The sequence below is a fragment of the Chlorogloeopsis sp. ULAP02 genome, assembly GCF_038404745.2.
Classification (GTDB): domain Bacteria; phylum Cyanobacteriota; class Cyanobacteriia; order Cyanobacteriales; family Nostocaceae; genus Chlorogloeopsis.
Genome location: NZ_JAYKTT020000050.1, coordinates 12,366 through 28,160, shown reverse-complemented (window position 1 = coordinate 28,160; position 15,795 = coordinate 12,366). Strand labels below are relative to the sequence as shown.

General features: G+C 48.2%; 16 protein-coding genes. 13 read left to right on the top strand and 3 right to left on the bottom strand.

What is annotated here, in order from left to right; all coding sequences use genetic code 11:
- Positions 1 to 38: 38 nt before the first annotated feature.
- The 4 genes from grrP (at position 39) to grrM (ending at position 3,168) form a co-directional block, all read left to right on the top strand.
- Positions 39 to 956: an extracellular substrate binding-like orphan protein GrrP gene (gene grrP, locus U2718_RS17855; RefSeq protein ID WP_342001804.1), complete on the top strand. Its 918-nt coding sequence runs from the start codon at positions 39 to 41 to the stop codon at positions 954 to 956.
- 59 nt (positions 957 to 1,015) lie between these two features.
- Positions 1,016 to 1,420 carry a GrrA/OscA1 family cyclophane-containing rSAM-modified RiPP gene (grrA, locus tag U2718_RS17850; protein ID WP_342001806.1) on the top strand — a complete coding sequence of 135 codons (405 nt, stop codon included), beginning with the start codon at positions 1,016 to 1,018 and terminating at the stop codon, positions 1,418 to 1,420.
- A gap of 23 nt (positions 1,421 to 1,443) precedes the next feature.
- The gene (gene grrA / locus U2718_RS17845; RefSeq protein ID WP_342001808.1) at positions 1,444 to 1,839 is read left to right on the top strand and encodes a GrrA/OscA1 family cyclophane-containing rSAM-modified RiPP; all 396 of its coding nucleotides are present in this window, start codon (positions 1,444 to 1,446) and stop codon (positions 1,837 to 1,839) included.
- A 117-nt stretch (positions 1,840 to 1,956) separates the two neighbouring features.
- The gene (gene grrM / locus U2718_RS17840) at positions 1,957 to 3,168 is read left to right on the top strand and encodes a cyclophane-forming radical SAM/SPASM peptide maturase GrrM/OscB (protein ID WP_342001810.1); all 1,212 of its coding nucleotides are present in this window, start codon (positions 1,957 to 1,959) and stop codon (positions 3,166 to 3,168) included.
- A 62-nt stretch (positions 3,169 to 3,230) separates the two neighbouring features.
- On the opposite strand, the gene U2718_RS17835 is transcribed toward grrM, so the two are convergent.
- From U2718_RS17835 to U2718_RS17825, 3 genes are all read right to left on the bottom strand, one after another.
- A complete protein-coding gene (locus U2718_RS17835) occupies positions 3,231 to 3,917 on the bottom strand; it encodes a DUF3887 domain-containing protein (protein ID WP_411813320.1) in 687 nt (228 codons plus the stop codon).
- An 80-nt stretch (positions 3,918 to 3,997) separates the two neighbouring features.
- A complete protein-coding gene (locus tag U2718_RS17830; RefSeq protein ID WP_342001814.1) occupies positions 3,998 to 5,080 on the bottom strand; it encodes a DUF6515 family protein in 1,083 nt (360 codons plus the stop codon).
- Positions 5,081 to 5,220: 140 nt separating this feature from the next.
- Entirely contained in the window at positions 5,221 to 5,991 is a 771-nt protein-coding gene (locus tag U2718_RS17825; protein ID WP_342001816.1) for a DUF2092 domain-containing protein, read from the bottom strand.
- 804 nt (positions 5,992 to 6,795) lie between these two features.
- Between U2718_RS17825 and U2718_RS17820 the strand changes: the two genes are divergently transcribed.
- From U2718_RS17820 to U2718_RS17780, 9 genes are all read left to right on the top strand, one after another.
- Positions 6,796 to 7,878, top strand: coding sequence for an HAD family hydrolase (locus tag U2718_RS17820; RefSeq protein WP_342001818.1), 1,083 nt, complete (start codon positions 6,796 to 6,798; stop codon positions 7,876 to 7,878).
- Positions 7,868 to 9,415, top strand: coding sequence for an arylsulfatase (locus tag U2718_RS17815; RefSeq protein ID WP_342001820.1), 1,548 nt, complete (start codon positions 7,868 to 7,870; stop codon positions 9,413 to 9,415). Before U2718_RS17820 ends, U2718_RS17815 begins: the two co-directional genes overlap by 11 nt.
- Before the next feature lie 92 nt (positions 9,416 to 9,507).
- A complete protein-coding gene (locus tag U2718_RS17810) occupies positions 9,508 to 9,684 on the top strand; it encodes a hypothetical protein (RefSeq protein ID WP_342001822.1) in 177 nt (58 codons plus the stop codon).
- Positions 9,644 to 10,615, top strand: coding sequence for a formylglycine-generating enzyme family protein (locus tag U2718_RS17805; RefSeq protein WP_342001824.1), 972 nt, complete (start codon positions 9,644 to 9,646; stop codon positions 10,613 to 10,615). Before U2718_RS17810 ends, U2718_RS17805 begins: the two co-directional genes overlap by 41 nt.
- Before the next feature lie 51 nt (positions 10,616 to 10,666).
- Positions 10,667 to 11,617 (top strand): HAD family hydrolase, encoded by a 951-nt coding sequence (locus tag U2718_RS17800; RefSeq protein ID WP_411813319.1) that lies wholly within the window; start codon positions 10,667 to 10,669, stop codon positions 11,615 to 11,617.
- Positions 11,618 to 11,695: 78 nt separating this feature from the next.
- A complete protein-coding gene (locus tag U2718_RS17795; RefSeq protein ID WP_342001827.1) occupies positions 11,696 to 12,556 on the top strand; it encodes a Na+-dependent transporter in 861 nt (286 codons plus the stop codon).
- A 183-nt stretch (positions 12,557 to 12,739) separates the two neighbouring features.
- A complete protein-coding gene (locus U2718_RS17790) occupies positions 12,740 to 14,104 on the top strand; it encodes a DUF1254 domain-containing protein (RefSeq protein WP_342001829.1) in 1,365 nt (454 codons plus the stop codon).
- Between the two features lie 16 nt (positions 14,105 to 14,120).
- On the top strand, positions 14,121 to 15,107 hold the full coding sequence (locus tag U2718_RS17785; protein WP_342001830.1) for a DUF1254 domain-containing protein: 987 nt from the start codon (positions 14,121 to 14,123) through the stop codon (positions 15,105 to 15,107).
- 75 nt (positions 15,108 to 15,182) lie between these two features.
- A complete protein-coding gene (locus U2718_RS17780) occupies positions 15,183 to 15,542 on the top strand; it encodes a DUF1214 domain-containing protein (protein WP_342001831.1) in 360 nt (119 codons plus the stop codon).
- The last annotated feature ends 253 nt before the right edge of the window (positions 15,543 to 15,795 follow it).

Sequence of the window (15,795 nt, the reverse complement as noted above, 5' to 3'; positions counted from 1 at the left end):
AGAATATTTCTCTTAGCTAAAGATGCATAGAAGTGAAGATGTATAAAAAATTAGCGATCACAACACTAGGTTTAATCTTTTCAATGGCTCTGCCCCGTCCAAGTTGGGCAGAAACCGTGATGGAAAAGATTGCCCGGACAGGAGTGTTAACAATTGGCACTCGCTTAGATACAATTCCTTACTCTTATGTCAACGATAAAAAACAACTGGTAGGTTACTCAATTGATGTTGTCAACCTTATCAAACAAGAAGTTGAGGGAAAATTAGGTCGCCCGGTTCAACTTCAAGTTCAGGTGATCGACGATCCAGGGCAACTAATTCCCAAAATTACAGCTGGTGACGTTGATATGGTCTGCAATGCCCAATTTACGTGGCAACGAGACCAATATGTTGATTTCTCTATCCCTTACAGCCTTTCCGGTATTCGGTTACTGACTAAGAAGGGAAACAACCTCGCAGGAACTCCTGAGTCGTTAGTTGGTAAGCGCATTGGCGTGGTACCCAATTCTCTGGGAGAAAGCGTGATGAAAACAGTGCAACCCAAAGCAGTTTTGGTGTCCTTGAAAGAAGCAGAGGAGGCTTTTGCTGCTCTTAGGGATGGAAAGGTAGATGCTGTAGCTGGTGACACCATAATTCTTGCGGGTAACGCCCAGAGGGTAGACCCCAAGGGTTTCCAAGTGTTGCCAGTCCAACCTTATGCCCGTTACGGTGTGGGTTGCATGGTTGCAGAGAATAACTCGACATTTCTAAATGCAGCTAATCAGGCGATCGCCAAACTCATGCAAGGGTATGTAATTGGTGATAAAAAATACGTGGACATCGTGAATAAGTGGGTTGGGCCGAATGGAATTGTTGAAATTCCTCCTGAATTAATTCGGACGTATTTTGAAACCATTATTCTCAGCCGCGAACAAATTCCTTTAACCCAATCAACAGTAACAGGTGCAAAGAAGTAAAAGAAGTAGAGGATTTAACGATATTAATTTGAAATATTAGTTTTGCTGGAGGAATCCCCTTGAAAATTACAACACGCACAGGTCTGGTTGGCTTTTTGCTTGCCCTTTCTACATTGAATGTACCACCTGCCACGGCAGCAACTAATCGCACAATCACAAACAACTCCACCTCAACCATTGAAGAGCGTCTCAATCGCATCACCACTGCAATTAGAGAACGCCAAACCCAACTGCAAGGTTCCTCTCAATTTGACATGGAACTGTTAGTTGCAGTTGGCTGGGCTGATGGTGATGGTAAAGATTGGGCTAATGGTCGCGGTCGTGGTTGGGCTGATGGTGATGGTAGAGATTGGGTTAATACGCGCGTTGGCGGTTGGGGAGATGGACACGGCCGTGGCTTTGCTAATGCTCACCCCTGGCGCAATGGTTGGGCTGATGGAGGTGGTTTTTACAACCGCTATTAATAAATATTTCGGGAGGAAGACCAGTGAATATTACAAATCAAGCCGGACTGGTTGGTTTTTTGTTGATCTTAGCAACTTTCAATGTCTCAACAGCCACTGTGTCGTCGCCACTGTCTGAAAATAACCAGAGCAAGCAGACGCTTGAAGGATGTCTGAGCCGAATTACTGCCGTCATCCGAAAGCGGGAAAAACAATTGCCAGATGCTCCCCAATCTGTTGTGGATCAACTAGTAGCAAGCGGCTGGGCGGATGGTCGTGGCAGAAATTGGGTCAACGGTCGTGTTGGCGGCTGGGGAGACGGTCATGGTGGCGGTTTTGCCAATGTTAATCCCTGGCGCAACGGTTGGGCTGACGGAGGCGGTTTTTATAACTACCGACCTGGTTGGGTCAACGGTGGTGGTTTCCTCAACCGTTATTAAGTGGTCTGGCAAATCAAAGTTATAGGTGAAAGCTAAAACAAGATTGTGGCGATCGCACAAACGGAGAAAGCCATGTTGTGTTGATAACCTTTTGTATTTTATTGGAATCAATAAACCATGACCATTGCCAAAATAACCTCGACCAAACAAGTAAATAATCTTATTGATATTGGCTCACCATCAATTGATTTCTCAGCGTTCAGCCCCATTGGTCTGGTGGTTATCCAGCCTACTTCATTTTGCAATCTCAACTGTGATTACTGCTATTTAAGCGATCGCCAACACAAAAATCAATTATCCCTAGATTTAATCGAACCCATTTTTAAAACAATTTTTACAAGTCCGTTTGTTGGTCGTGACTTTACCGTTTGCTGGCATGCTGGTGAACCGCTGGCAGTACCAATTTCATTTTACGATGATGCTATTGCCATTATCCAAGAAGCAGAACGCAAGTATAAAACCCAGCCTGTTCAAGTCATGCACTCTGTTCAGACCAATGGCACGCTGATTAATCAAGCTTGGTGCGATTGTTTTAAGCGGCACGATATTCATGTTGGTGTAAGTATTGACGGGCCTGCGTTTATTCATGATGCTCACCGTCAAACTCGCAAGGGGTTGGGCAGTCATGCTGCGACCATGCGGGGAATCTCCTTATTGCAAAAGAATCAGATTCCTTTTAGTGTCATTGCTGTCATTACCCAAGACTCGTTGGATTATCCGGATGAAATTTTCAACTTTTTTATGGATAACGGCATTACTGATGTCGGATTCAACATGGAAGAAACTGAAGGTGTTCATCAATCCTCTTCATTAGATCAAGATGGAGTTGAGGAAAGATATGGCGTCTTTATCAATCGCTTTTGGGAATTGATTACTCAGGCGAATGGAGTGTTGAAACTGCGGGAGTTTGAAGCAATTTGTAGCCTGGTGTATACGGGCGATCGCATGGATTACACTGACATGAATAAACCATTTGTAATTGTCAGTTTTGATTGCCAAGGCAACTTTTCGACTTTCGATCCAGAACTGTTATCTGTGAAGAGCGATCGCTACGGTAACTTTATTCTTGGTAATGTTCTCCACGACACTTTTGAATCAGTTTGCTATACTGACAAGTTTCAGAAAATCTATCGTGATATGGCAACTGGAGTAGAACTGTGTCGTCAAAGTTGTGAATACTTCGGTGTTTGTGGTGGTGGAGCCGGCAGCAATAAGTATTGGGAGAAGGGAACTTTCGCCTGTACTGAAACTAATGCATGTAGATATCGAATTCAGGTTATTACCGATATTGTTGTGGAGGAACTGGAGCATTCCTTAGGTTTAAAGTGAAGTACTTTGCACAGATTTTGATTCAGCAAAGCCTAAAATTCAGTGTTGCTAACAACGTAATCTTATGTCTTTTTGGATGGAAAATCCACACCCATAATTCGACCCAATCCATCAAAAACCACCATAAAGCTTCCCTTAAATTTTTCAAACTCAAGATTTACCAGCACAACATCATTATTGCCACCCTTCACCACTTTAGAACCTAATTGCTTCTTAAATGGGCCTGTAGTTACCAATAAATTTTGCCACTGTTGTTTAATAGTTTCTGGTAATAACTTTTTCTTTAAACTAGGGGCTAGGTATGTTCTAGCCATACCATAATTTCCAGAACTAATAGCATTGACAAACTCCTCTGCATTGGTTTGAATGTTGCCCAGCCAGAGAAAATTGACAGCAGTAATTTGCAGATTGCGATCCAAAATGACTAAAAAATCTTCTTTCGAGTCTTTGAAAGAAGCTGTTACGACAACGGTGTAGTTATCCACTCCTGGCACAGGTCGAATATTGTCAACTTTGACCAAAGGCCCCGTAATCTTTACCAACTTTTGCCATTGCTGTTGCAGATTTTTAGGAGACCAAGCTGCTTGCAAACTAGGACTGAAATTTTCTCTAGCTTGTTCAAATTTCTGTTCAGCTAGAGAGGTAACAAACTGCTCAGTAACACTTTGGACTTTGCTCACTTGAGCGGATGAGGAGTCAAGCAATTGAGCAAGTTGCCCAATCTCTTTACATTGGGCTGGAATTATCATTGTCCCGATTAGCAACGTAGGGATAAATATCAAGGCGGATAAACGAAATTGCATCAGTAGAGACCTGCGGAATGTGGGAGCTAAACGTTAGTTACCTGATATACCAGTTGTCCATTAACATAGGTTGGACGGTAATAGGTATTGGCGTACTGGTAGTACTCTGTCCCTTTAATCGTTACTGTCTTATAACCACCTGGAATGTAGGGAACTACCGCACCAACAGGAGGGGGAACAACGACATAATTACCCGTTGCTGAATCCCGGAGGTAGAAGGTACCAAGGTAATAGTAGTAGGTGTAGGAACTTCCCTGAACCGTGATGAAGCCCTCTGGCAGATTGGAAACTTTAGCACCGACTGGTGCAGGAGCAACCGTATAACCGTTCCCACTGGACGTGTAGTAAACGCCCCGGTCATAGTAGTAGGGCTGGTTGAAGCTATCTGCAACTGAAGCAACCGCGATCGCAGTCAAAGGCAAAGTCACAGCAAAGTAACCGGGTGGATAGTACCAGCCCCAGAAATCATCATCATCCCAATCGACGTGGTGCCAATCGTCCCAGTCTATGTCATTGATAAAGTCCTGCCGATTCTCACGTGCATTGTCTAGATAGTTTTGCCAGTCTTCTCGGTTCTGAATTTTGAAATCTTGATGAGACTGCTGAAAATTTTGCAGCTTTTGCTGTGCTTGGGGATTGTTTTGTAAATTCTGGCGTGCTTGCTGAACTTGTTGTTGAGCTTGAGGATTGTTTTGTAAATTCTGACGTGCCTGTTGAACTTGTTGTTGAGCTTGAGGATTGTTTTGTAAATTCTGACGTGCCTGTTGAACTTGTTGTTGAGCTTGAGGATTGTTTTGTAAATTCTGACGTGCCTGTTGAACTTGTTGTTGAGCTTGTTGTTGGTTGATTTGAGGACGATTTTGAATATTCCCAGAAGACGATGGACGAGAGAATTGACGATCGCCTGAGAAGCGAATGCTGCCCTCACCAACATGCGATCGCGATCCAAAGCTTGCTCTTGAAACTCCACGCCCTCCGCCGCGAAAACCTCCACCCCCTCTAGGTCTTGCTAGAGCAATTTCACTAATGGCAACCGCGCCCAGCCCAATACTGAGCATGACGGACAAAGTACGAACATAGAAGTTTTGGGGTTGAGTTTGCTCTTTCATAAAAACCTCTTACCCATGACCGGAATAATTGAAAATACCTAATGATTGGGCAATTAATGCAACAAAGCTAAAAGCTGTTATTTTCATAAAATTTAATTTTTGTCTGTTGCTAACTATCAAGTTATTTTTGCTGTACTGTACTATTTGTTAGAAACTCTAGGGAGAAACTCAATCTTTTTTGAGTTCGTAGGAGCAACAAATGTGAACTGACGATCCGAAAGATTAGGCTTGAGGTTCCAGTTGGTCAGAATCGCTGTGTATTGGGGAGTAGCGTTCTCTTTCTTATAATTGATGACCAGCTTACATGGTAACGACCGTTGATTATTTTCAATGCAGATTTGCCAATCAATAGTTTCCTGAGTGAATACTAGGTGGTGGCAGGACTTGCCTTGTACGGAGTTGAGTCCCCGATAGGCACCAGTTTTCACATTCTCAGTCATTACAGCATAGGGGTTGCTAAAGACCAAATCTGCCAATGGTGCTGAGACACCAAACTTTTCCATTGCATAGTCTAGGGCATCATCGATCGCTGATGGAGCCGCAGCAGTAGCATACAAATTCTCGAAGCGATCCAACAGTGTTACAGAACGACCATCGTACCAGAAAGAACGCTTGACGCGATCGCCTTCAACATCTGCCCTCAATCTGTTGGGACGACGCACAGCAACATCAGTCCTCGTGCTGTACTGAATCTTTTGCCCAGTACGCGAGACTTCATCCCTAGTGGCTTCTGCCTGAAAGGTAAATTCACGAGCATTCTGCAAAGTCTTACTCATCTGTTGCAGCAATTGTTCGGCACGAGGTTCTATATTTTTAGAAGTTTCCTGAGCTAGCAACGACTGGGATAAACCCAAAGTGACAAAAATTGCAGCACACAGAGAATTTAATCTGTTGTGCTTAATAGAGAGCATAAAGCCGTCCTTAATACCTAGTTAGTTATTTACGCCGCTGTGCTATTTATACGCCAACTTTAATGCGCCTAACACAGTCACTTTAGTTGAAAACCGCCATAAATAAACGTTTATGTCAGCTTTGAAAAATAATTGATATATTGCTTGTCTTTAATAAAGATTTTACATGAAATTAAATGGCAACTATGCAAGTTTATCTTTTTAAAATTAGCTTTCAAAAATAAAAACTTTATAAGAAAAAAATAATAAATTAATAAAAAAAACTCATATAATAATTCAATTTTTTTAAATCATACTGAAACTATAATCTTTGTCCAGCAAGGTTTTTATCTTAAAAACTTTTCACAATGAAGCTTCAATTCATCCAGAACTGACATTCAATCGTTGACTGGAGCATTCATTGGGTTTGACATAAATATGAGCACATATATTAAGTTTAATGTCCCCTTATAAATTTCTTATTTATTCCTACTACTCTACTTCTTGAGTCTATTGATCACAACAATATTCTTAGGTATAAGTGTGAATCTAAATCTTGACTCACCGCTGTTCTACCACAAGCAAGACGCAGGTAAAGTTTGAGCAACCATTCCAGTGATTAAGCCAATTAATAATAATACTTTAAAGAAATTTACATACTTTTAATTAGCTAGTCCATTGCCAAACCATGTCAGTTAGAAACACCAACTACACCGCACATAAAACAATCAAGATAAAACCTAACAATCTTGGAACTACCACGGACGAAAACGACAAAGCGCAAATCACTGAACAGATGGAAAGTCCGCATGGGATGGTTTTCTCATGAATCAACCGTTTCTTAAAAAGAGACTTCCCTCAAATAAACTGTTCCCCATCATTCGCGTTGCAACGATTGCTGCTTTATTCGTGGTTGCGATCGCGCTATCTGTTCCCCTCGTTCACGGACAATCTACCCCAACCGATCCGCTGCCATCCTGGAATGATGGCGCTGTCAAGAAATCCATCATCGAGTTTGTCAGTCGCGTAACAAAAGAGGGAAGTTCAGATTTTGTGCCAGTCACAGATCGTATCGCTACATTTGACAACGACGGCACCCTCTGGCCCGAAAAGCCGCTGATTCAGGGCATGTTCGTGTTGGAAAAACTGAAAAGGATGGCAGCAGCAGATCCATCATTCAAAAAGAAGCAGCCTTTCAAGGCAGTGCTAGAAGGTAATGTTGCCTACTTCAGTCAAGTCGGCGAAGAAGCGGTGATTGAACTGTTTGGTGCTACCCATTCCAACATCACCCAGGAGCAGTTTGAGGCGGAAACGCAAGCCTTTTTTAAGAAGGGAATCCATCCCAGGTTTAAGGTGCCCTACACGCAACTGGCATACCAACCAATGGTCGAATTGATGCAATATTTGCGTGCTAACGGCTTCCAGACATGGATTTGTTCTGGTGGCGGTATTGACTTCATACGCACAATATCCCAGCAAATGTACGCCATTCCCCCGCAACAGGTAATTGGCAGCAGTTTAAAAAAGGAATTCATTGAAAAAGACGGCAAGCGAACTCTTTGGCGCAAACCGGAACTTGATTTATATAACGACAAAGCAGGTAAACCTGTCGGAATTGATTTGCACATTGGTAAGCACCCCGTATTTGCAGGGGGCAATGTGCGAAGTGGTGGCGACATTGCCATGCTCACCTATTCCCAAGGACTGAAGACCCCTTCATTCCAACTGTTGATTAACCACGATGACGCCAAACGGGAATTTGCCTACCAGGAGAAAGACAACGCTTCCCTGAAAGCGGCCAAGGCTAATAGTTGGGCGATCGCCAGCATTAAACAAGATTGGAAGACGGTCTTCCGTCTTTCCGATAACTCAGCAAACACTATGAAAGGAAAGCTTTATGGCAGATAAAAAACCAAACATCCTTATTATTTGGGGCGACGACATCGGTATTACCAACCTCAGTTGCTACAGCGACGGAGTGATGGGCTATCGCACGCCCAATATCGACCGTATCGCCAAGGAGGGGATGCGCTTCACCGACTCCTACGGCGAGCAGTCCTGCACGGCGGGTCGGGCAGCATTCATTACTGGACAAAGTGTGTTTCGCACAGGATTGAGTAAAGTCGGGGTTCCCGCTGCCACCGTGGGACTCCAGGCAGAAGATCCGACCATCGCCGAACTCCTGAAGCCACTCGGCTACGCAACAGGTCAGTTCGGTAAGAACCACCTGGGCGATCGCAACGAGTACCTGCCGACGGTACATGGCTTTGATGAGTTCTTCGGTAATCTCTACCACCTCAACGCTGAAGAAGATCCGGAACAGCCCGACTATCCAAACCCAAAACGCTTCCCCCACTTCCGCGAACGGTTCGGTCCCCGTGGGGTTCTGCACTGCTGGGCGACTGACACGGACGACCCGACCGAAGAGCCGCGCTGGGGCAGGGTGGGTAAGCAGAAGATTAAGGACACGGGGCCACTTACCAAAAAGCGCATGGAAACCTGCGACGATGAGTTCGTTGCCGCTGCCAAGGACTGGATCAAGCGCCAGCATGAGGCGGGCACGCCCTTCTTCTGCTGGTTTAATACCACCCACATGCACTTCCGCACCCACACCAAGCCAGAGAGCCTCGGTCAAGCAGGTGAGTGGCAGTCGCCTTACCACGACACGATGATTGACCACGACAAGAATGTGGGTGAACTGCTGGATCTGATTGATGAACTAGGCATTGCCGAAGACACGATCGTCATGTATAGCACGGACAACGGACCCCACGCCAACTCCTGGCCCGATGGTGCCACCACCCCCTTCCGTAGCGAAAAAAACACCAACTGGGAAGGTGCGTTCCGCGTCCCGTTATTGCTGCGCTGGCCTGGCAAGATCCCGGCAGACGTGGTTTCCAACGAGATCGTCCAACACAACGACTGGCTGCCGACGTTACTGGCTGCGGCGGGTGAGCCGGACATCGTTGAGAAGCTCAAGAAAGGGGGGCATCAGGCAGCGGGCAAAACTTTCAAGGTGCATCTGGATGGTTATAACCTGCTGCCATATCTGACCGGAGAGGAGGCAAAAAGCCCGCGCCAGGGCTTCATCTACTTCAATGACGACGGCGATCTGGTCGCCCTGCGCTTTGATAACTGGAAGGTAGTCTTCATGGAACAGCGCCTGGAGGGAACACTGGGCGTCTGGGCAGAGCCATTCGTGGCGCTGCGGCTTCCCAAGATCTTCAACTTGCGTACCGACCCGTTTGAGCGAGCAGATATCACTTCCAATACTTACTACGATTGGCTCATCGATCATGGCGTCATTGTGTTTGCATCTCAAGCAATCGTGGCCCAGTTCTTGGAGACATTCAAGCAGTTCCCGCCGCGTCAGAAAGCAGCTAGCTTCACAATCGATCAGGCCCTAGAGAAGATGAATGATGCCGCCATCGGTAGCGGAAACTGAGTGACTGCCAGTTGGGAACGCGCTTAATAAATAACGCTAGAAGCCCCAGGCATACAACCTCGATCAAATCCTGCGGGCTTTCATTGAGAATTGTGTTTCGTCGGTTCTACCCAGTTGAAGCCCTGATTGTCGCGATTGTTCTGGCAATTGTGCCGTATCTGTTGCTGTGGGGTTCCATCAACCGACTGCTGCGGCAACGCTGGAAATTGCTTTATTTAGGAACCTCGTATGAAGACTTCTACAACTGCTCCCAAACCTTTTCCCTCTAGCCGTCCGCCCAGCAAAGACATGGTATGGATTGCGGGAGGTACTTTTTTGATGGGTTCTAATCATCACTACCCAGAGGAAGCCCCGGCTCACAAGGTTGCGGTCGATGGCTTCTGGATGGATAAGTATCTGGTGACGAATGCTCAGTTTCAAAAGTTTGTCAAAGCCACAGGTTACGTCACCTTTGCGGAACGTCCTGCCAATCCCGATGATTACCCCGGTGCAAAGCCCGAACTGCTGCAACCCTCCTCCACCGTCTTTTTCAAACCCAACCGCCCCGTCAGCAAAGACAATCACTATAACTGGTGGACTTACGTACCCGGTGCAAACTGGCGACATCCAGAGGGGGCGGGTAGCTCAATCAAAGGGCGCGAAACCCATCCGGTGGTGCATCTTGCCTACGAAGATGTGGAAGCTTACGCCAAGTGGGTTGGTAAAGTACTGCCCACGGAGGCAGAGTGGGAGTTTGCGGCACGGGGAGGACTGGAGGGATCTGCTTTCGCCTGGGGCGAGGAACTCAACCCCAAAGGTAAACAGATGGCAAACACCTGGCAGGGTGAATTTCCGTTTGAGAACCTGTGTACTGATGGCTACGATCGCACCTCTCCGATTGGAGCCTTTCCCCCGAACGGCTACGGACTCTACGACATGATTGGCAATGTTTGGGAGTGGACAACGGACTGGTATCAGGAGCACCAGCAGATTAAAAAAAGTCCTTGCTGCACGAGTTCCAATGCGCGTGGGGGAGAGCGAGAGAACAGCTATGACCCACAGATGCCAAACATCAAAATTCCTCGTAAGGCGATCAAGGGTGGTTCGTTTTTGTGTGCGCCTAGCTATTGTCAGCGCTACCGTCCAGCGGCGCGGATGGCACAACCCATCGATACCAGCACCTGTCATCTGGGCTTTCGCCTGATTGTGCGAGGACGGTAATTCGAGCTAGCTGCATAAATTGAATGCTTTGAATAAATGGAAATCTCAGGCATGAGTTCAAACCCTGATTCACCCGTGATCGCCCCTTTGCCTTCCTGGAACGAGGGGGCAACTAAAACCGCCATTTTTGACTTCGTGCGTCGGGTCACAACGGAAGGTAGTCCAGATTATGTCCCGCTGCCAGAGCGTATTGCCACTTTTGACAACGATGGTACGCTGTGGTGCGAAAAGCCCATACCCATCGAACTAGACTTCATCCTGCAACGGCTGGCTGGCATGGCTGAAAAGGACGCATCATTGCGCGATCGCCAGCCGTGGAAGTCCGCTTACGAAAAGGACTTCGGCTGGTTGAGCAACGCTATCACCAAGCATTACCACGGCGACGACAGTGATGTGAAGGTGGTGATCGGCGGCGTTCTTAAGTCATTTGAAGGCATGGACGTTGAAGATTATCAGGCTTCGGCATCGGAGTTTTTGCACAGCGCCCAAAATCCCAAGCTCAAACGCCCCTACCTTTCGACGGCATATACACCGATGCTGGAGTTGCTGCGCTACCTGGAAGCGAATGGTTTCACGACTTACATCGCGTCAGGCGGCGATCGCGACTTCATGCGTCCAATTACAGAGGGTCTGTACGGCATTCCATTTGAGCGTGTCGTGGGAAGTTCCAACGCGCTGCGATATCAGTCTGACGAAGGGGGCGGCTCGATTGTTTACTTGGCACAGCCGGACGTGTTCGACGACGGGCCCGCGAAGCCAGTGCGAATCTGGAGCCGGATTGGGCGGCGACCCATCTTCGCAGGGGGCAAATCGAACGGTGACATTCAAATGCTCGAATACGTTTCATCGTCGTCGCGCCCATCGTTCAGCATGTTGATCAAGCACGATGATGACGAACGCGAGATTGCCTATACCGCAGGAGCAGAGAAATCGCTCGATGAGGCTAGGCAGCGCGGCTGGGTGATCGTGAGTGTGAAAAACGATTGGAAGCAAGTGTTTTGAAGGAAGACAACATCGACAACTTTGGCAGGCAACCTGATGATCGGTAGTTACCTTCGCCATCACAGGAGGACTTAAGCAATGAACATGGTAGCCATCATTCTGCTGGTGTTAAAAGCAAGCATCATCCTCAGCGTGTTCGCCATTGGTCTTAAAGCTACATTCGCAGACGCGACATTCCTGTTTCGCCGCCCCAGTCACCTCTTTCGGGCTTTGCTGTCGATGAATGTGCTGATGCCCTTAATTGCGTTGGCGATTGACACGGCGTTTGATCTCCACCCAGCCGTGAAGATCGCGCTTGTCGCCATCTCGGTGTCGCCGATCCCGCCGATCCTGCCAAACAAAGCGCTCAAAGCCGGTGGTAAGGAAGGCTATACCATTGGGCTACTGGTCGCGCTCTCAGCTCTCTCGATCTTCGTCATCCCGATCGCGATGGAGATCTTTGAAAGAATCACCGGCATCTCGCTCGCCATGCAGCCTCGATCAGTTTCGGTAGTAGTTCTGACCACAATTTTGGTGCCGCTACTGGTTGGGATTGCCATCGGAAAAATCGCACCCACCCTTGCGGATCGAGCGGCAAAACCGATCAGCGTACTTGGTTCCGTGCTTCTGGTCTTGAGTGCTCTACCGATTCTGATTGGTTCGGCACGGACGGTGTTTTCTTTAGTTGGGGATGGCACAATTTTCAGTCTTGCAGGTTTTGCGCTGATTGGGTTCATCATCGGTCACCTGCTGGGTGGACCAGAACTCGACAACCGCTCCGTACTGGCACTTGCAACCGCATCACGTCATCCGGCGGTGGCAATTGCCATCGCCCACGCAAATTTTCCTGAGCAGACGCTCGCGGGGGCAGCAGTCCTTTGGTACCTGATCCTGAGCGGAATTGTGTCCGCGTTCTATCTTGCGTGGGTTAAGCGCCAGCGAGCAGGACCCGTCAGTTGAGGCTGTGCCGGATCGGCTACTGGCGACAGAGGAAGAGGCTTGCTGAGAAGGAGGAAACCGAATGTGAACAAACGAATCTATGTGTTGATGACAGCCACCTTTGCGATCGCTCTCATCTGACTCAGTGGGCGAACCTCCTCCCCTCCCATTCATGCTGCTAATCCATTTCACGAAGGAGTCACAATGCAAGCACAACCTGAAAGGACAGAATCATTTAGCGCAGACGATCTGGTCAATCGCAAGGTGCATAGGCGTGCCGTCGAAGCTGTCATCTGGGGCATGCCGATAGTCAACCTTGACCTGATGTTCCAGGCGATGCTCAAGGTCGGCGGCAAGGAGAACCAGATTGTCTATTGGTCGAATTTCCTCGACTGGAAGAACCAGACGCTGACTCCAAACCCTAACACGATCTACCTGATGCCCTTCATCAATATGAAGGACGTCGGCTCGATGGTGGTAGAAATCCCGCCTGCCGAAGGTGGGAGGATCACCGGCACGATCACGGATGCGTGGCAGGTGGCGCTGGAGGATGTCGGCCCGGCGGGCGCGGACAAAGGGAAGGGCGGCAAGTACCTCATTCTTCCCCCAGGTTATAGCGAGAAGGTGCCTGACGGCTACATTGTACTCCCGTCGGCCACATACCTGGTCAGTGGGCTGTTTCGCTCAAATGCTGGCAGCGGCAGTGCCGCTGACATTGCGAAAGCCGTCGACTACGGCAAGCAGATCAAGCTCTATCCGCTTTCCAGCGCGGCCAACCCGCCGCAAACGAGTTTCGTCGATGCTCTTGGCATTGAGTTCGATAGCACGATCCCCTACGACATTCGCTTCTTCGAGTCTCTTGATCGCTTTGTCCAGAGGGAATCATGGCTGGAGCGGGACAAAGCGATGATTGACCAGCTCAAATCCGTCGGCATTGAACAGGGTAAGCCGTTCAAGCCTAGCGACGAAACGCGGAAAATTCTCGAACAGGCGGCTATCGAAGCCCGCGACTGGCTCGATGTGCAATATGAGGCTCTCTTCACGCCCTACTACCAGGGGTACCAGTGGGCACTCCCGGTTGCCCCGGACGTTATAGAGGGCTTGGCGAATTCTTTCGCAAAACCTGGCGTTTATCCGATTGACGACCGCGGCGCGTTGTTCTCGTTCGCATTCTCAAGCGTGAAGAAACTGGGATCGGGCCAGTTCTACCTGGTCACAATCCGCGACAAAACCGGCCAACCGTTCGACGGTGGAGATACCTACCGACTGACGGTGCCGGCGAATGTGCCGGTGCAGTTCTACTGGTCAGCAACAGTTTATGATCGCGTCACCCACGCCCTGATCCGGGATCAGAAATGGTCAAGCCGGGCCTCGACGACGCAGGATCTCCAGGTGAATGCTGACGGCACGGTCGATCTCTTCTTCGGCCCGAAAGCACCCGTCGGCAAGGAATGCAACTGGGTGCCGACCGGCGGTCGTGACTTTGAGATCATGATGCGGTTTTACGGTCCAGAAAAACCATTGTTCGATAAAACATGGGTGCTGCCCGACATTGAGAAGGTTAACTAAAAAGAAAGGAGAAAAAATGGCTACGATAACTAAAGAAACAATGGCTTCGGAACCGATACAAGTTACCGAAGAAAACTTTGTACGTGCCGAAACCGATATGTATTTTGGCAGTCGAGTCAAGGAAACCGGCATAGGCAAATTGCATCACATTCGTGAAGTGATGCCGATCGAAAAGCAATCAGTTATCCGTGCGAATCGCGACACGCTGTATTCGGCAGGGGTTTTCGATCTGGAAGCCGGATCTGTAACGGTCACACTGCCCAATTCCGGCAAGCGGTTTATGTCCTTGCAGGTGCTCGATGAAGATCATTACATTGTTACCACTGTTTATGCACCGGGGACGTTCACCTTTTCCAAGGGAGACATCGAGACTCGTTACATCCTCCTTGGTATACGCACGTTCGTTGACCCGAACGGCTCGGCGGACATTGAGAAAGCGCATGCGTTGCAGGATGCGATAAAAATCGAACAGCAAAGTACCGGCAGTTTTGAAGCCCCAAACTGGGACCCGGTCAGCCAGAAACAGGTGCGTGACGAGTTGATCAAGCGTGCCGCGAGTATTCCGGATACCAGGGGAATGTTTGGCGCGAGAGGAAAAGTCGATCCAGAACGGCACTTAATCGGAACCGCCACCGGCAGGGGCGGAAATTCGGAAGAGAATGCGACCTACCTAACGGTCGTCCCGCCCAAGAATGATGGCAAGACTGTGCATCAACTGACGGTCAAAGATGACGTGCCGGTTGAAGGCTTTTGGTCGATCAGCGTTTACGGTGCCGACGGCTATTTCCACAAGAACGAGCAGGACTCCTACTCAATCAACAACGTCACGGCAAAGAAGGACGTGGATGGCTCGGTGACTGTTCAGTTTGGCGGATGCGACGACACGGCTCCGAACTGCATTCCCATCACCGAAGGGTGGAACTATTGGGTGCGCCTCTATCGTCCGCGCCAGGAAATTCTCGACGGCACATACAAATTCCCCGAAGCACAGCCCGTGAGTTGAGCATCGGAATCAGCGGCAGAACTGAAAGGAGTTAATCAAGAGCCAAGAAATGAATTAAAGCAGGATTTAAAAAAGATGACAACTCAAACACTCAGCATCGCTCCTGATGAAGCCCGTGCGATCGCCAACGGCGCAGCCTTCGGCACCGACTATTTCGCCCGCACGGCGGTTGCCAGATCCAACATCCTCGTGAATGCGCCTGCTGAGACCAAGTATTTGTATCAAGACCTCGACGAGTCTGGTGCGTGCCTTAATTTACGCGATCGCTACACTGTCACCTTTGCTAAGGGTCAATTGCCGCCAGTGGAGGAGTTCTGGTCACTGACCCTCTATGACGCGTACCATTTCTTCGTGCCTAACGAGATCAAGCGTTACTCCCTCGGCACCAAGAACAAGGATCATCATCTGCTGATAGTTCAGTCACTATCTCATTAGTTTATGGCTTTTGATCGCCCTTGTGAGGATCATTCAGCATATTTACACAAATGTTTCATAAAAACGTAGTTGTATTGTACTATTTAAGGACAATTATTTTGTCAATTTTGGTAAAAATGTTCGCCAAAGTTACTTTTCAAACAAGGACAGATATTTTGGCAACCAATCTCTACTAGGCTATTTTGAGCCTAAAATAATAAAACCCTTACTTGGTAAGGGTTTTAAGGTTAGTATTTTAAAGGACATTATTTTG

Bases quoted from the DNA above. Each gene is read 5' to 3' on its own strand.
- U2718_RS17815 (WP_342001820.1), top strand. From the start codon at position 7,868: ATGGCAGATAAAAAACCAAACATCCTTATTATTTGGGGCGACGACATC.
- U2718_RS17820 (WP_342001818.1), top strand. From the start codon at position 6,796: ATGAATCAACCGTTTCTTAAAAAGAGACTTCCCTCAAATAAACTGTTC.
- U2718_RS17795 (WP_342001827.1), top strand. From the start codon at position 11,696: ATGAACATGGTAGCCATCATTCTGCTGGTGTTAAAAGCAAGCATCATC.
- U2718_RS17835 (WP_411813320.1), bottom strand. From the start codon at position 3,917: ATGATAATTCCAGCCCAATGTAAAGAGATTGGGCAACTTGCTCAATTG.
- U2718_RS17785 (WP_342001830.1), top strand. From the start codon at position 14,121: ATGGCTACGATAACTAAAGAAACAATGGCTTCGGAACCGATACAAGTT.
- U2718_RS17780 (WP_342001831.1), top strand. From the start codon at position 15,183: ATGACAACTCAAACACTCAGCATCGCTCCTGATGAAGCCCGTGCGATC.
- U2718_RS17805 (WP_342001824.1), top strand. From the start codon at position 9,644: ATGAAGACTTCTACAACTGCTCCCAAACCTTTTCCCTCTAGCCGTCCG.
- U2718_RS17800 (WP_411813319.1), top strand. From the start codon at position 10,667: ATGAGTTCAAACCCTGATTCACCCGTGATCGCCCCTTTGCCTTCCTGG.
- grrP (WP_342001804.1), top strand. From the start codon at position 39: ATGTATAAAAAATTAGCGATCACAACACTAGGTTTAATCTTTTCAATG.
- U2718_RS17825 (WP_342001816.1), bottom strand. From the start codon at position 5,991: ATGCTCTCTATTAAGCACAACAGATTAAATTCTCTGTGTGCTGCAATT.
- U2718_RS17830 (WP_342001814.1), bottom strand. From the start codon at position 5,080: ATGAAAGAGCAAACTCAACCCCAAAACTTCTATGTTCGTACTTTGTCC.
- grrM (WP_342001810.1), top strand. From the start codon at position 1,957: ATGACCATTGCCAAAATAACCTCGACCAAACAAGTAAATAATCTTATT.
- U2718_RS17790 (WP_342001829.1), top strand. From the start codon at position 12,740: ATGCAAGCACAACCTGAAAGGACAGAATCATTTAGCGCAGACGATCTG.